Origin of the sequence: Methylosinus sp. H3A (assembly GCF_015709455.1) — a bacterium.
Lineage (GTDB): Bacteria > Pseudomonadota > Alphaproteobacteria > Rhizobiales > Beijerinckiaceae > Methylosinus.
Map to the genome: position 1 here is coordinate 2,567,373 of NZ_JADNQW010000005.1, position 13,581 is coordinate 2,580,953.

At 66.7% G+C, this 13,581-nt stretch carries 15 protein-coding genes; 3 read left to right on the plus strand and 12 right to left on the minus strand.

What is annotated here, in order from left to right:
* Nucleotides 1–11: 11 nt before the first annotated feature.
* Genes IY145_RS14965 through xth form a run of 6 tightly spaced genes read right to left on the minus strand, consistent with a single transcriptional unit; the run spans nt 12 to nt 4,813 of the window.
* The gene (locus IY145_RS14965) at nt 12–806 is read right to left on the minus strand and encodes an ABC transporter permease subunit (protein WP_196408935.1); all 795 of its coding nucleotides are present in this window, start codon (nt 804–806) and stop codon (nt 12–14) included.
* A complete protein-coding gene (locus IY145_RS14970; protein WP_196408936.1) occupies nt 803–1,720 on the minus strand; it encodes an ABC transporter permease in 918 nt (305 codons plus the stop codon). Before IY145_RS14970 ends, IY145_RS14965 begins: the two co-directional genes overlap by 4 nt.
* On the minus strand, nt 1,720–2,793 hold the full coding sequence (locus IY145_RS14975) for an ABC transporter ATP-binding protein (RefSeq protein WP_196408937.1): 1,074 nt from the start codon (nt 2,791–2,793) through the stop codon (nt 1,720–1,722). Before IY145_RS14975 ends, IY145_RS14970 begins: the two co-directional genes overlap by 1 nt.
* Before the next feature lie 58 nt (nt 2,794–2,851).
* Nucleotides 2,852–3,562, minus strand: coding sequence for a bifunctional 2-polyprenyl-6-hydroxyphenol methylase/3-demethylubiquinol 3-O-methyltransferase UbiG (locus IY145_RS14980; RefSeq protein ID WP_196408938.1), 711 nt, complete (start codon nt 3,560–3,562; stop codon nt 2,852–2,854).
* A complete protein-coding gene (locus IY145_RS14985) occupies nt 3,544–4,011 on the minus strand; it encodes a DNA polymerase III subunit chi (protein ID WP_196408939.1) in 468 nt (155 codons plus the stop codon). Before IY145_RS14985 ends, IY145_RS14980 begins: the two co-directional genes overlap by 19 nt.
* Nucleotides 4,012–4,036: 25 nt before the next feature.
* Nucleotides 4,037–4,813, minus strand: a complete 777-nt coding sequence (gene xth, locus IY145_RS14990; RefSeq protein WP_196408940.1) for an exodeoxyribonuclease III — start codon at nt 4,811–4,813, stop codon at nt 4,037–4,039.
* Between the two features lie 154 nt (nt 4,814–4,967).
* On the opposite strand from xth, the gene IY145_RS14995 reads away from it, so the two are divergent.
* Complete coding sequence (locus IY145_RS14995) at nt 4,968–5,585, plus strand: HAD family phosphatase (protein WP_196408941.1); 618 nt, start codon at nt 4,968–4,970, stop codon at nt 5,583–5,585.
* 6 nt (nt 5,586–5,591) lie between these two features.
* Here the strand turns inward: IY145_RS14995 and pyrF are convergent, their stop codons facing one another.
* The 6 genes from pyrF to dnaK all read right to left on the minus strand — a co-directional run bounded on the left by pyrF (nt 5,592) and on the right by dnaK (nt 11,358).
* The gene (gene pyrF, locus IY145_RS15000; protein ID WP_196408942.1) at nt 5,592–6,308 is read right to left on the minus strand and encodes an orotidine-5'-phosphate decarboxylase; all 717 of its coding nucleotides are present in this window, start codon (nt 6,306–6,308) and stop codon (nt 5,592–5,594) included.
* A 26-nt stretch (nt 6,309–6,334) separates the two neighbouring features.
* Entirely contained in the window at nt 6,335–6,763 is a 429-nt protein-coding gene (locus IY145_RS15005; RefSeq protein WP_196408943.1) for a GNAT family acetyltransferase, read from the minus strand.
* A gap of 54 nt (nt 6,764–6,817) precedes the next feature.
* Entirely contained in the window at nt 6,818–7,393 is a 576-nt protein-coding gene (locus IY145_RS15010; protein ID WP_210332675.1) for a class I SAM-dependent methyltransferase, read from the minus strand.
* A 133-nt stretch (nt 7,394–7,526) separates the two neighbouring features.
* A complete protein-coding gene (gene dnaJ / locus IY145_RS15015) occupies nt 7,527–8,648 on the minus strand; it encodes a molecular chaperone DnaJ (RefSeq protein WP_196408945.1) in 1,122 nt (373 codons plus the stop codon).
* 87 nt (nt 8,649–8,735) lie between these two features.
* Nucleotides 8,736–9,296: an AAA family ATPase gene (locus IY145_RS15020; RefSeq protein WP_196408946.1), complete on the minus strand. Its 561-nt coding sequence runs from the start codon at nt 9,294–9,296 to the stop codon at nt 8,736–8,738.
* A gap of 157 nt (nt 9,297–9,453) precedes the next feature.
* The gene (dnaK, locus tag IY145_RS15025) at nt 9,454–11,358 is read right to left on the minus strand and encodes a molecular chaperone DnaK (RefSeq protein ID WP_196408947.1); all 1,905 of its coding nucleotides are present in this window, start codon (nt 11,356–11,358) and stop codon (nt 9,454–9,456) included.
* Between the two features lie 378 nt (nt 11,359–11,736).
* Here dnaK and IY145_RS15030 point away from each other — a divergent pair, with 378 nt between their 5' ends.
* Together IY145_RS15030 and IY145_RS15035 are read left to right on the plus strand one after the other, a co-directional pair.
* Entirely contained in the window at nt 11,737–12,327 is a 591-nt protein-coding gene (locus IY145_RS15030; RefSeq protein ID WP_196408948.1) for a phosphatase PAP2 family protein, read from the plus strand.
* Between the two features lie 152 nt (nt 12,328–12,479).
* The gene (locus IY145_RS15035; protein ID WP_196408949.1) at nt 12,480–13,571 is read left to right on the plus strand and encodes an efflux RND transporter periplasmic adaptor subunit; all 1,092 of its coding nucleotides are present in this window, start codon (nt 12,480–12,482) and stop codon (nt 13,569–13,571) included.
* Nucleotides 13,572–13,581 lie beyond the last annotated feature (10 nt).

Genomic DNA, 13,581 nt, shown 5'->3' on the forward strand with positions numbered 1-13,581 from the left:
ACCCCCGTACCTCACCCGGCCCCGCCGCCCTTGGCGCGCCCGCGCGTCAGCAGCGCCGAGGCGCCGAGCGCCGCGGCCACGAAGCCGAGCAGCAGCGTCGATATGGCGTTGACCTCCGGCGACACGCCGAGCCGCACCTGCGAATAGATGCGCATGGGCAAGGTCGTCGCGCCCGGCCCGGTGGTGAAGCTCGCGATGACGAGATCGTCGAGCGAGATGATGAAGGCGAGCAGATAGGCGCTGACGACGCTCGGCGCGATCAGCGGCAGAGTGACGAGCGCGAAAGCGCGGACCGGCGTCGCGCCGAGGTCCATCGCCGCTTCCTCGAGCGTGCGGTCGCAGCCCTTCAGAGCGGCGTGGATCATCACCGTGGCGAAGCACATTGTGAAGGCCGAATGCGCCAGCACCAGAGTGAGAAAGCCTCGCTCGACGCCGAGCGCGACGAAGACGAGCAGAAGCCCGAGGCCGAGCACCACTTCCGGCATCACCAGCGGCGCATAGATGGAGCCCGCGAACAAGGTGCGCGTGCGGAAGCCGCCGAAACGCGCCAGCGCCAGCGCCGCCAGCAATCCGTTGATCGTCGCGATGAGCGCGGAGAGCGCCGCGGCGGCGAGGCTGATCTCGGCCGCGCGCAACATCTGCTCGTCGTGAAGCAGCGCCGCATACCATTTGGTCGAGAAGCCGCCCCAGACGGTGACGAGCCGCGAGGCGTTGAAGCTCATCGTCGCCAGAATGACGATCGGCCCGTAGAGAAAGCCGAAACCGAGGGTCAGCGCCGCAAAACGGAGAAGGCGCGCGGCGCTCATCGCCGGCCCTCACGCAATTGCGCGCGCTCATAGAGCAGTATGGGGACGAGCAGCAGAGCGAGCAGCGTCACCGCCGCGGCCGAGGCGGCGGGCCAATCGCGATTGGCGAAGAAATCATTCCACAAAGTGCGGCCGATCATCAGAGTGTCGGAGCCGCCGAGCAGATCGGGAATGACGAATTCGCCGACCGCCGGAATGAAGACGAGCAGCGCGCCGGCGACGATCCCGCGCCGCGACAGAGGCAGAGTGACGCGCAGAAACACCTGTAGCGGCGAGGCACCGAGATCGGCCGCGGCCTCGCGCAGAGCGGGGTCTTGCCCTTCGATCGCCGCATAGAGCGGCAGCAGCATGAAGGGCAGATAGGAATAGACGATGCCGACGACGACCGCGCCGCTCGTCGCGAACATGGGCAGCGGCGAGTCGATGAGGCCGAGCGCCATCAGAGCGTGATTGATGATCCCCTCATCCTTCAGCAGCGTGATCCACGCGTAGACGCGGATGAGAAAGCTCGTCCAGAAGGGCGCGACGGCGAAGCCGATGAGAATGGGCCGCAATCGCCGCGGCGCGCGCGCTATGGCGATTGCGAAAGGATAGGCGACGGCGAGGCTGACGATCGTCGCGACGCCGGCGATCGTCAGCGAGGAGAGATAGGAATCGAGATAGAGATTGTCGTCGGCGAGGCCGCGATAGGCGTCGAAGCCGAACTGCGAGAGCTTTTCTAAAAACCCGGCGACGCCGCTCGAGAAATCGAGGACGGGCTCATAGGGCGGGCGCGTCTGCGCCGGATGCGACAGCGAGATTTTGACGATGAGCGCGAAGGGCGCGAGGAAGAATAGCGCGATCCAGGCGTAGGGCGCCGCGATGACGAGAAGCTCGCCGCGCGTGAGCCTGCGTCTTTTGTCGCTCTCCGGCATTATTCGCTCGCGAAGAAGCGCGCGGCCGAGGGCGCGATGGAAATGCGCGCGGCGTCGCCGACGGAAAAGGACGGCCCGCCGATCGCGCCGCGCGAGACGCGTAAAGCCTCGCCGCCGGACAGGCGCAGACGAAAATGCGTCGTCTCGCCGCGAAAGGCGACGTCTTCCACCACGCCGTCCACGCCTGCTCCCCCCACTCCCGCGCCACCCTCGCTCACAGGCGCGATGGCGATGCGCTCGGGCCGCACGGCGAGCACGGCTTTCGCGCCGGCGGCGAGGCCGCTGTCGTGCGCCGGCAGACGGCCGAGGGGGCCGGTGAATTCGCCGCTCTCCATGCGGCCCTCGAGGAAATTCATCTGCCCGATGAAGGAGGCGACGAAGCGCGTCGCCGGCCGCTCATAGACATCCGTCGGCGAGCCGATCTGCTCTATGCGGCCGGCGCGCATCACGGCGATGCGATCGGCCATCACCAGCGCCTCGTCCTGATCATGGGTGACGACGACGAAGCTCGTCTTCAGCCGGCGTTGGATTTCCTTGATCTGGAATTGCGTCTCCTCGCGCAATTGCCGGTCGAGCGCGCCCAAAGGCTCGTCGAGCAGCAGCAGCCGCGGGCCGGGCGCGAGCGCGCGGGCGAGCGCCACGCGCTGCCGCTGGCCGCCGGAGAGCTGATCCGGCCTTCGCGTCTCGACGCCCTCGAGCCGCACGATCTGCAACAGCTCGGCGACGCGGGCGGCGATCTCGGCCTTGCCCTTGCCCTGCCTGCGCAGGCCGAAAGCGATATTCTCGAACACGCTGAGATGCGGGAACAACGCATAGGATTGGAACATCAGATTGACCGGCCGCCGATGCGGCGGCGCGCCGCTCATATCGGCGCCGCCGATCTCGACGCGGCCGGCCTCCGCCGTCTCGAAGCCGGCGACGAGGCGCATCAGCGTGGTCTTGCCGCAGCCGGAGGGGCCGAGCAGCGCGAAGAATTCGCCGGCGCCCACCTCGAGCGACACATCGTCCAGCGCCGTGACGGCGCCGAAGCGCTTGGACGCGCCTTTGATCGAGAGTAGCGGCGCGTCGGTCATTTCGCTCCCGTTCTGCGATCGGCGGAGCGAGCCTCTATGGCTCGGAGCGATCGCGCCGTCAGCCGTCGCGGCGGAAGGCCGCGCGCCAATGGCGGACCATGGCGTCGGTCGCGGGAATATCCTCGACAGTCTCGGGACGCAAGCCGTCGGCGGCGAGCGCCGCGATCCGGCTCGGTGGCAGCGGCCACGGGGGCCCCGCGACTTCCTGCCCCTCGTCGCGGGCGCGCGCTATGACGAGCAACAATCCGCCCGGCGCGACCAGCGCCGCGAGCGCCTGCGCCGCCTGATCGAGCAGCGCGTCGGGCAGCGCCTGCAGCGTGTAGCATTCATGGACGAGATCGAAGCCGCCGCGCCACTCGGGCGGCGGGGCGAAGAGATCGGCGGCGCGATAATCGACCGCGCTCTGCGGAAAGCGGCGCCGCGCCCAGGCCACGGCCTCCTCTATGAGATCGAAGGCGGTGACGTGGGCGCCGGCGGCGGCGAGCGCCTCGGCGTTGTCGCCGAGCCCGCAGCCTATGTCGAGCGCACGCAATCTTTCGAGCGAGCGCCCAGCGAGCCACTCCGCGAGCAGCGGATGGGGCGCGAGATGGGCCCAGGGCACGCCGGCGGCGTCGCCCTTGGCGAGGCGATAGACCGCCTCGAACCAGTCCTTGCGCTGCGGATCGGCCTCGACGCCGCCCGGCCTCTTATGTGGGTCGATCTCGTCGAGACGCGCTCTCGCGGCTGCGCGGCGCGCGAAAAACTCCTCGCTCACGCCTGCTTCTCCCATTTCCCGTCCTCGCTCTGGCGCCAGTAGGAGAGCGTGTGCCCCTCCGCCTTCAACCGCCGCCATTGCTCGCGCGCGGCCGTCACCGCCGCCGCGTCATTGCCGTCGAACATCAGTATGGCGCGCTGCGTCGGCGCACTCCGCGCATCGGCGAGCACAGGCGAAAGCTCCGCATTTTCCACGAAAAAGCGCACATCGGCGCGATTGGGATTGTCGGGCCCGAGCGTGAGGAAGATCGGCTGGCTTTCGGGATCGTCGTCCTTGATCGAGCCATGCGGCAGAAAGCTGTCCCCCGAATAGGACCAGAGCAGATCGTCGAGCGCCTCGAGCCGCGGCGCGCTCGTCGCCTGCACCACGACGGTCCAGTCGCGCGCGAGCGACAGCTCGAGCAGCTTGGGCAAAGCGCTTTCCAGCGGGAGCCGCTGGAGGTGATAGAACCAGACGTCGGTCATGGCTGGCGGCTCCACCGTTCGCGCGTCATTCCAGGTCGCATCTGATCGGCACATGGTCGGAGGGCTTAGGCCCGGCGCGCAGCTCCTTGTCGATCGTCACGCTCCGCAGCTGGTCGGCGGCCTGCGGCGAGAGCAGAAGATGATCGATTCGCAGGCCCTTGTTCTTCTGCCAGGCTCCGGCCTGGTAGTCCCAAAATGTGTAGAGCCCCGTGACGTCGGTGGAGGCGCGCAGCGCCTCCGTATAGCCGAGGTTCAGCAGCTCCTGGAATTTGGCGCGCGTCTGCGGCAGGAACAGCGCGTCGCCGGCCCAGCCGACGGGGTCATAGACATCGCCGGGCGCCGGAATGACATTATAGTCGCCGGCGAGCACGACGGGCTCCTCCAGCGCCAGAAGGCTCGCCGCATGGGCGATGAGGCAATCCATGAAGGCGAGCTTATAGGGGTATTTTTCCGTCTCGGGCGGATTGCCGTTGGGCAGATAGATGCTGGCGACGCGTACAGCGCCATGCTCGGTCGAGACCACGGCCTCTATGTAGCGCGCCTGCGGATCATGCTCGAATTTCGGCAGGCCGCGCACCACCTCGATCGGCGTCTTGGACAGAATGGCGACGCCGTTGAACGTCTTTTGCCCGTGTGTCTCGACATTATAGCCGAGGTCCTCGATCTCGGCGCGCGGGAAGGCCTTGTCCTCGCATTTGATCTCTTGCAGGCAGAGCACGTCCGGCGCGACCTCGCGCAGATAGGTGGTGAGCGGCTCCAGCCGCTGGCGGACGGAATTGACGTTCCAAGTGGCGATGCGCAAGGCCTGGGTCTCCGGTCATGGACCGATCCTCGTCATAGCGCGGGCGCCGCCGGAATGAAACGTTCCTCACCGACGTCGCGGCGCGTCATCGCATTGCCGACACAAGCGGTCACTATAGGCCCGACCTGCGCGCCCGAGAGCCCGGAGCCCCCGAATGTTCGTGAAATCTCGCGTCACCACCGTCGTCTTCGATATCGGCAATGTGCTCGTCGATTGGAATCCGCGCTATCTCTATCGCAAGCTCTTCGACGACGCCGAGGCCATGGAGCGGTTTCTCGGGGAGGTCTGCACATCCGATTGGAATCTCGAATTGGACCGTGGGCGGCCCTTCGCCGAGGCGGTCGCCGAGCGTGTCACGCTCTATCCCGATTTCGCCGATCTCATCCGCGCCTATGACGCGCGTTGGGCCGAGATGATCGCCGGACCCATCGCCGGCACGGTCGCTCTGCTGGAGCGGCTCGCCGAGCGCGCGACGCCGCTCTATGCGCTCACCAATTTCTCGGACGAGAAATATGGGGAGACCTATGAGCGCTTCGGCTTTTTCCGACGCTTTGCCGGCGTCGTCGTCTCCGGCCGGGTGAAGCTGTTGAAGCCCGATCCCGCGATCTATCGCCTATTGCTCGAAACCTATGGGCTCGATCCGGCGGCCTGTCTGTTCATCGACGATTCTCCCGCCAATGTCGAAGGCGCCCGCAAGGTCGGGCTGCATGCGACGCGTTTCGAGAGCCCGGAGCAGGTCGAGCGGACGCTGAAGGAGATGGCGCTGCTCTGAGCGGTCCTACGTCGCAGAGGCGGCGGCGATTTCCGCGACGATTCCCTCCGCCGCGGCGCGCGGGTCGTCCGCCTGCGTCACCGGGCGGCCGACGACGAGATGGTCGGCGCCGGCTGTGATCGCCTCTCCCGGCGTCATCACCCGTTTTTGATCGCCGAGCGCGGCGCCGGCGGGACGCACGCCCGGCGTCACCAAGACGATCTGCGGCCCGACCAGCGCGCGAATCGGCGCGACCTCCTGCGGCGACAGGATCAGCCCATCGATCCCGGCCGCCTTCGCTTGGCGCGCGCGCTGCGCGACGAGCTCGGCGACGCCGATCGAATAGCCGGCCTCGGCGAGATCGGAATCGTCATAGGAGGTCATCACCGTGACGGCGAGCAGCCGCAGGCCGGAGGCCTCCGCGCCCTGGCGGGCGGCGCGCATCGTCTGTGGAAAACCGTGAATGGTGAGGAAATCCGCGCCGAGCCGAGCGATCTGCCGGGTCGCGCGCTCGACCGTCTGGCCGATGTCGTGGAGCTTCAGATCGACGAAGACCTTTTTGTCCTTCGCCTTCAGCTCCTCGACCAGCGGCAGGCCGCCGCCATAGGCGAGCTCCATGCCGATTTTGTAGAAGGAGACCGAATCGCCCAGCCGCGAGACCAGTGCGCGCGCCGCCTCCACGCTGTCGACGTCCAGCGCGACGATCAGCCGATCGCGCGCGGCTGTATTTGCGTCCGAGGCCATGCATGCGCTCCTGTCGGCGGCCGAAATCAGGCGGGCGGCGTCAGCCATTTGCTCATGAGCACCCGAGGCGCCACCTCATAGCCCAGGCGCTCGTAGAAAGAGACGACGCCGGTATTGGTCTCCCGCACCAGCAGCTGCGCTTTGACGACGCCGCGCTCGCGGAGCCATTCCTCGGCCGCGAGCGCCATTTCCCGCCCGAACCCGACGCCGCGCGTGTCCGGATGCGAGGCGAGATAATAGAGCCAGCCGCGATGACCATCATGTCCGACCATGACCGAGCCACGGATCTGGCCGGAGCGATCGACGCCGACCAGAACGTCCGATGAGGTTTTGGCTCTGGCGAATCGAAAATCGGCGGCCGGATCATTGTAGCTGACGACGAGGCCGCAGGCGCGCCACAGCGCGACCACTGGCTCCTCGTCTTCGGATGAGGCGCTTCGAATGGCGAGCGGCATGAAAAGCGTCCATCGAAAAAAGCGCCTCGGCCGTCGCGGCCTCGACGGTCTGGTTCAGCGGGCCCGCTTATACAGCCACACGCGCGCGGGCGGCAGATTCAACCAGATCGGGCCGAGGCCCTCGGCCGTGTAGGCCGCGCGATTTGCGTGGCGCTTCAACGGCATGGGCGAGACCCACAGGCTATAGGTGAATTGGATGAACACGCCCCCCGGCGCGATCAGCTCGAAAGCCTGGTCGAGCAGCCGCAGACGGTCGGCCTCCGGCTGGTTGAGCAGCGGCAGGCTGGAGACGATGGAGGCGACGGGCCCGTCGATCTTGCCTGCGAGCGTCTTCTTCAGCCCATAGGCGTCGCCCTGCACGACATTCACGCCGGGAAAGCGCTCGCGCAGCAGGTCGCAGAATTTCGCCTCATATTCGACGAGGGTGAGGCGCTCCGGCGCAATGCCGCGATCGAGCAGCGCCTGCGTCACCGGGCCAGTGCCCGGCCCCAGCTCGACGATGGGCGCGTCGCCGGAAATGTCGACATAGCTGGCCATGGTCTTGGCCAGCACCGGGCCGGAGGGCGAAACCGCGCCGACGAGGCGCGGATTCTCGATCAGCGAGCGAATGAAACGCGCATTGTAAACCAAGGAGTTTTTCGGGGGCTCGAGATTCTGTAACACGCTCGGGTTGCCTCTCCATCATTACGGCGGCGCGACCTTGGTATAACAGGGCCGATCGGTCAATGGCGAGCCTCGCTCGAACTGTCGCTCACGCACTCGCTCACTTGCCGAACAGCTCCTTCATCTTCGCGAAGAAGCCGGTCGCTTCCGGATGAGTCTGATGAGAAGACTCGTCCTCGAATTCATTGAGCAGCTCGCGCTGGCGCTTCGTCAGATTCTGCGGCGTCTCGACGCTGATCTGCACATAGAGATCGCCCGATTCGCGCCCGCGCAGCAAGGGCATGCCTTTGGCTTTCACCTTGATCTGCTTGCCGGTTTGCGCGCCCTCGGGAATTTTGATCTCGGTCTCGCCGCCGTCGATCGTATGCACGGTGATCTTGCCGCCGAGCGCGGCCCGCACCATGGAGATCGGCACGCGGCAGTAGAGATCGGCGCCGTCGCGCTGGAAGAAGCTGTGCGGCTTGACCGACAGGAAAATATAGAGATCGCCCGCCGGGCCGCCGCGCAGCCCGGCCTCGCCCTCGCCGGCGAGACGGATGCGCGTGCCGTCCTCGACGCCTGGCGGCACGTTGACGGAGAGCGTGCGCTCTATGGTGGCGCGGCCGGTTCCCGCGCAGACGGAGCAGGGATTGTCGATGACCTCGCCGCGGCCCTGGCAGGTGGGGCAGGTGCGCTCAATGGCGAAAAAGCCCTGCTGGGCGCGCACGCGGCCATGGCCGGCGCAGGTCGGGCAGGTCTTGGGCTTGGAGCCCTTTTTGGCCCCCGTGCCGCCGCAGGCCTCGCAGGAGATGGTGGTGGGTAGCTTCAGCGTCGCCGCCTTGCCGTGGAACGCCTCCTCCAGCGTGATTTCCATATTGTAGCGCAGGTCCGAGCCGCGCTCGCGGGCGCTGCCGCGGCCGCCGCCGCGCCGACCCATCACCTCGCCGAAGAGATCGTCGAAAATATCGGCCATCGAGGCCGCGAAGCCGTCGCCCGCCCCGAAACCGCCGCCGCCCTGCTCGAAAGCGGCGTGGCCGAAACGGTCATAGGCGGCGCGCTTTTGCGTGTCGGAGAGGCACTGATAGGCCTCGTTGACCTCCTTGAAGCGCGCTTCGGCCTCCGCATCGCCGGGATTGCGGTCCGGATGATATTGCATCGCGGCCTTGCGAAAGGCGATTTTCAGCTCGACGTCGGTCGAGGTCTTGGCAACGCCGAGAGTTTCGTAGAAGTCGCGTTTGGACATGGGGACGGTCGACAGATGTTGGGGGAAGGCGTCCTGCCGGCGGGACGCGCCGAGGATCGCAGCCGATATATGAACTCGGGAAATCTGTTACCACGGTTCCCGAGCGACGCCAAAGTCGAGTTCGGAGCCGCCGAGCGCGTTCCTCTCGGTCCAAAGGATGCGGCAGACGCCCATCAATTCGACGACACAGTCTTCCACACTGCGACCCGCAGTGTCGACGACGATATGGTCGCGCAGCCAGGGATCTTGCCGCCGCGCGACGATGTCCTCCCAGCTCGGCATGATCAGGCCGTCCACGTCTGCGATCCGCGTTTCGACGCGGCGACGATGCTCCTGCGCGTCGGAGCACCGGACCTCGATTTCGGCGACGGCGGCCTTCGCCCGCAGCGCCAGCGCGCGCCATGCGTCTCGCGTGATGTTCACATCATTGACGCAGTCGGCGACGACCTTGCGTCCGAGCGCCAGATTGTCGGCGGCGACGCCGTGAGCCACGCAATAACCGACAGCTCCGATGTCGTGGCCATAGGCCGCCTGGATCGGCGGCTCCATCGTGTCGATGCGAAGATAGACCGCCTCGAGGCGCTGGGCGAGCAAGCGGGAAATGGTGGTCTTGCCGGAACCGGGAAGGCCGCTGAACACGACGAGCATGAGGTTTTGACCCGGAAAATCGATAGTCCGACTCTCGACGCGCGCTCCTTCTCCTATTTGGGGGAGCGCGCGTCGATAAGCCGATCAAATTCGATTGAAAACGCCGTGCGGGCGAGCTTCTCCCGCGGAGCGGGAGAAGGAAGCGCTTTTTCTAGTCTTACTTCTTCTTCTCGTCGCCGCCGACTTCCTTGAAGTCCGCGTCGATGACATCGTCCTGGGCGTGCGTCTCGCCGGCGCCGGGCGCGGCGCCTTCGGCCTGCTGGGACTTGTACATCGCCTCGCCGAGCTTCATGGAGGCCTGCGCCAGCTCATTGCTCTTGGCCTTGATGGTCTCCACATCCTCGCCCTCGAGAGCGGTCTTCAGCGCCGCAATGGCCGTCTCGATCGCGCTCTTGTCGGCGGAGGACACCTTGTCGCCGAATTCGGCGACCGACTTCTCGGCCGAATGCACGGCCGCCTCGCCATGGTTCTTCACATCGACGAGCTCGCGGCGGGTCTTGTCTTCCGCGGCATGCGCCTCGGCGTCCTTGACCATTTTATCGATGTCGGCGTCCGACAGGCCGCCGGAGGCCTGGATGCGGATCTGCTGCTCTTTATTGGTGGCCTTGTCCTTCGCCGTCACATTGACGATGCCATTGGCGTCGATGTCGAAGGTCACCTCGATCTGCGGCACGCCGCGCGGCGCCGGCGGAATGCCGACGAGGTCGAACTGGCCGAGCAGCTTATTGTCCTGCGCCATCTCGCGCTCGCCCTGGAAGACGCGAATGGTGACCGCGGTCTGATTGTCCTCGGCCGTGGAGAACACCTGGCTCTTCTTGGTCGGGATGGTCGTGTTGCGGTCGATGAGGCGCGTGAACACGCCGCCCAGCGTCTCGATGCCGAGCGACAGAGGCGTTACGTCGAGCAGCAGAACGTCCTTGACGTCGCCCTGCAGAACGCCGGCCTGCACCGCCGCGCCGATGGCGACGACCTCGTCCGGGTTGACGCCCTTGTGCGGCTCCTTGCCGAAGAACTGCTTGACGACTTCCTGCACCTTCGGCATGCGCGTCATGCCGCCGACGAGCACCACTTCGCCGATCTCGGCCGCCGAGAGGCCGGCGTCCTTGAGCGCCTTGCGGCAGGGCTCGATGGTGCGCTGGATGAGATCGTCGACCAGCGCCTCGAATTTGGCGCGCGTCAGCTTCAGGGTCAGATGCTTCGGACCGGAGGAGTCGGCGGTGATGTAAGGCAGGTTGATCTCGGTCTGCGTGGCGGAGGAGAGTTCGATCTTGGCCTTCTCGGACGCTTCCTTCAGGCGCTGCAGAGCGAGCTTGTCCTTCGTCAGGTCGATGCCCTGCTCCTTCTTGAACTCGCCCGCGAGATATTCGACGAGGCGGCTGTCGAAGTCCTCGCCGCCCAGGAATGTGTCGCCATTGGTCGACTTCACCTCGAACACGCCGTCGCCGATCTCGAGGATCGACACGTCGAAGGTGCCGCCGCCGAGGTCATAGACCGCGATCGTGCCGGCTCCCTTCTTGTCGAGGCCATAGGCGAGCGCGGCCGCCGTCGGCTCGTTGATGATGCGCAGCACCTCGAGGCCGGCGATCTTGCCGGCGTCCTTGGTGGCCTGGCGCTGGGCGTCGTTGAAGTAGGCGGGAACGGTGATGACCGCTTGAGTCACGGTCTGGCCGAGATAGGCTTCGGCCGTCTCCTTCATCTTCTGCAGAATGAAGGCGGAAATCTGCGAGGGCGAATATTGCTTGCCGTCCGACTGCACCCAGGCGTCGCCATTGGGAGCCTTGACGATCTTATAGGGGACGAGGCCGATGTCCTTCTTGGTCATCGGATCGTCGAAAGAGCGGCCGATGAGGCGCTTGATCGCGAAGAAGGTGCGCTCGGGATTGGTCACCGCCTGACGCTTGGCGGGCTGGCCGACGAGACGCTCTCCGTCCTCTGTGAAAGCGACGATGGACGGCGTGGTGCGCGCGCCTTCCGCGTTCTCGATGACCTTGGGGCTCGACCCTTCCATTACGGCCACGCAGGAATTGGTCGTGCCGAGGTCGATGCCGATGATTTTAGCCATATCGCCGTTCCTTTCGTTCTTTCGAAATCGCCGGGTCCCGAAGCGGCCCGTATGTCGCCGATCCTTCGGCGGCTCGCATTTTCAGCCCGCCGCGCATCGGCTGTTCACCGTCCCTTCAGATTGTCATCGGCCTGCATCGGCGCAAGTGCGCTGGGCAGATAGAGTGCGCGGGGCATATAGAATGAAGCCTCCGACGGCGGCAAGCTCCGTCGGGGCCGGGATTTTCTGTCGCCACGCCGCAGTTTTATCGTTCGGGCCCGCTTTCGCTTATTCTCACGCGAGCGATTCGCGAAGCGAAGGTTGCTCGCGGCGCCCGTCGCCGCTGGTCGCCGCTCGCCTGCGTCCCTTTCCGAACTCTCGTCCCGAGCAGGCCGACGCGTGCTGCTGCAGTCGATCGAACCCTTGTTCCGAATCGTCGTCGTCTTCGGCGACGCCGGCTTTGTCTTGCCCGCGAGCGGGGGCCTCGCCGCGGCGCTGTGGGCCGCCGGAGACCGCCGCGCCGCCGTCGCTTTCCTGGCCGCTATCGCGGTCTGCGGCGTGATGGCGACGCTCGCCAAGATTTTCTCCATGGCCTTCGGCCCTCCGCCGCTGCACAGTCCCAGCGGCCACGCCGCGCTCGCGGCTGCCTTCTTCCTGCCGCTCTCCGCAATTTTCATGCGCGTTCGCGAAAGACGAGCCGGAATTCTCGCGGCGGCGCTCGGCGTGGCCGTGGCCGTGCTCGTCGCCATCGGCCGCGTGGTGGAGGGGGCGCATACGGCGCCGGAGGCTTTCGCCGGGTTTTTCATAGGCTTGGCCGCATTCGGCGTGTTCCTCGGCGGCGCGCCCTCGCGGCTCGCGATCGGGGCTCCGGCGCTCATCGTCTTCCTCGCGGCGGCGGTCGCGATTCACGCCTATATGGGCCTCAGCATAGAGGTGGAGGGGCCGCTCGAGCGGATCGCGACACGGCTCGCCCAGCTGCTGTCGCTCTAGCCGAGCCTCTCCTGTCGGTTTCCGTTACGTTTTCGAACAGGGCGGCCTTTGCTCCTTCCAGATGACGACTGACGATATTTGATTTTCGTCACGAAGCGTGCGATTCGACTTGGTGTAATACGGACGGGCGTCTTTGGCGGAGAATCGCCGCAATGCAGAAGAGTCGATCGTTGTTGCGGTCCGCGTCGGCGTTATGCGTTCTCCTGCTTCTTTCCGCCTGCGACAATTCCGGGGGCCGTAAGGCCGAGGGGCCGGCGCGGGTCGTGCTCGTCGCGCCGGTGCGCTATGTCCCGCGCGCGCAGACGCGCCAATTCGTCGCCACCATCCGCCCGCGCGTCGAGACCGACCAGGCGTTCCGCGTGTCCGGCAAGGTGGTTCGCCGCCTCGTCGAGAACGGCCAGAGCGTCAAATCCGGCGATCTGCTCGCCGTTCTGGACGAGGTCGATCTCCGTCTGCAGAAGGAGCAGGCCGAGGCGGAACTTTCCGCCGCGCGCATGGGGCTGGAGCAGGCCGCCGCCGACGAGCGCCGCGCGCAGACGCTGCGCAAGGACGGCTGGACCGCGCAGGCGGCGCTCGATCGGCAGAAGGCCGCCGCCGAGGAGGCGCGCGGGCGCCAGCAGCGCGCGCTGCGGGCCGTCGAGCTCGCCAAGAATGCGCTGGACTATGCGTCGCTGCGCGCCGATTCCGACGGCGTCGTGACCGCGACCTTCGTCGAGCCGGGGCAGGTGATCTCGGCCGGGCAGACGGCGGTGCGCGTCGCCCGCGCGGGCGCGCTGGAGGCCGTCGTCTCGCTTCCCGAGGCTTTCGCCTCCGCCGCCGGGGCGGGAGAGGCGAGCCTCTATCTGTGGTCCGATCCGTCCAAAATCTATCGCGCGAGCCTGCGCGAGCTCGGCGCCTCCGCCGACGGCGCCAGCCGCACTTTCGCGGCGCGCTATTCGATCGTCGGCGCGGACGAGAAAGTCGGGCTCGGCATGAGCGCGACCTTGACGCTCGCCAGCAAGGACCAGGGCGTCGCCGCCGCTCTGCCGCTCGCCGCTCTCTTCGATCAAGGCGCAGGCCCGAGCGTGTGGAAGGTGGAGGGTGACGGCAAGCTCACGCTCGCGCCGGTCTCCGTGCTGCGCTACGAGGCCAAGACGGCGCTGATCGCCGCCGGCGTCGCGGAGGGCGACCGGGTGGTCGTGCTCGGCGCGCATAAGCTCGATCCCGGCCAGCGGGTGCGCGCCGTCGACGCCGAAGCCCTGTGAGGCGCGACAG

Excerpts from the sequence above, each read along its gene's own strand:
- dnaK (WP_196408947.1), bottom strand. The coding sequence starts at position 11,358 with ATGGCTAAAATCATCGGCATCGACCTCGGCACGACCAATTCCTGCGTG.
- IY145_RS14980 (WP_196408938.1), bottom strand. The coding sequence starts at position 3,562 with ATGGGAGAAGCAGGCGTGAGCGAGGAGTTTTTCGCGCGCCGCGCAGCC.
- IY145_RS14995 (WP_196408941.1), top strand. The coding sequence starts at position 4,968 with ATGTTCGTGAAATCTCGCGTCACCACCGTCGTCTTCGATATCGGCAAT.
- IY145_RS15035 (WP_196408949.1), top strand. The coding sequence starts at position 12,480 with ATGCAGAAGAGTCGATCGTTGTTGCGGTCCGCGTCGGCGTTATGCGTT.
- IY145_RS14965 (WP_196408935.1), bottom strand. The coding sequence starts at position 806 with ATGAGCGCCGCGCGCCTTCTCCGTTTTGCGGCGCTGACCCTCGGTTTC.
- pyrF (WP_196408942.1), bottom strand. The coding sequence starts at position 6,308 with ATGGCCTCGGACGCAAATACAGCCGCGCGCGATCGGCTGATCGTCGCG.
- IY145_RS15005 (WP_196408943.1), bottom strand. The coding sequence starts at position 6,763 with ATGCCGCTCGCCATTCGAAGCGCCTCATCCGAAGACGAGGAGCCAGTG.
- dnaJ (WP_196408945.1), bottom strand. The coding sequence starts at position 8,648 with ATGTCCAAACGCGACTTCTACGAAACTCTCGGCGTTGCCAAGACCTCG.
- IY145_RS14985 (WP_196408939.1), bottom strand. The coding sequence starts at position 4,011 with ATGACCGACGTCTGGTTCTATCACCTCCAGCGGCTCCCGCTGGAAAGC.
- IY145_RS14970 (WP_196408936.1), bottom strand. The coding sequence starts at position 1,720 with ATGCCGGAGAGCGACAAAAGACGCAGGCTCACGCGCGGCGAGCTTCTC.
- IY145_RS15020 (WP_196408946.1), bottom strand. The coding sequence starts at position 9,296 with ATGCTCGTCGTGTTCAGCGGCCTTCCCGGTTCCGGCAAGACCACCATT.
- IY145_RS14975 (WP_196408937.1), bottom strand. The coding sequence starts at position 2,793 with ATGACCGACGCGCCGCTACTCTCGATCAAAGGCGCGTCCAAGCGCTTC.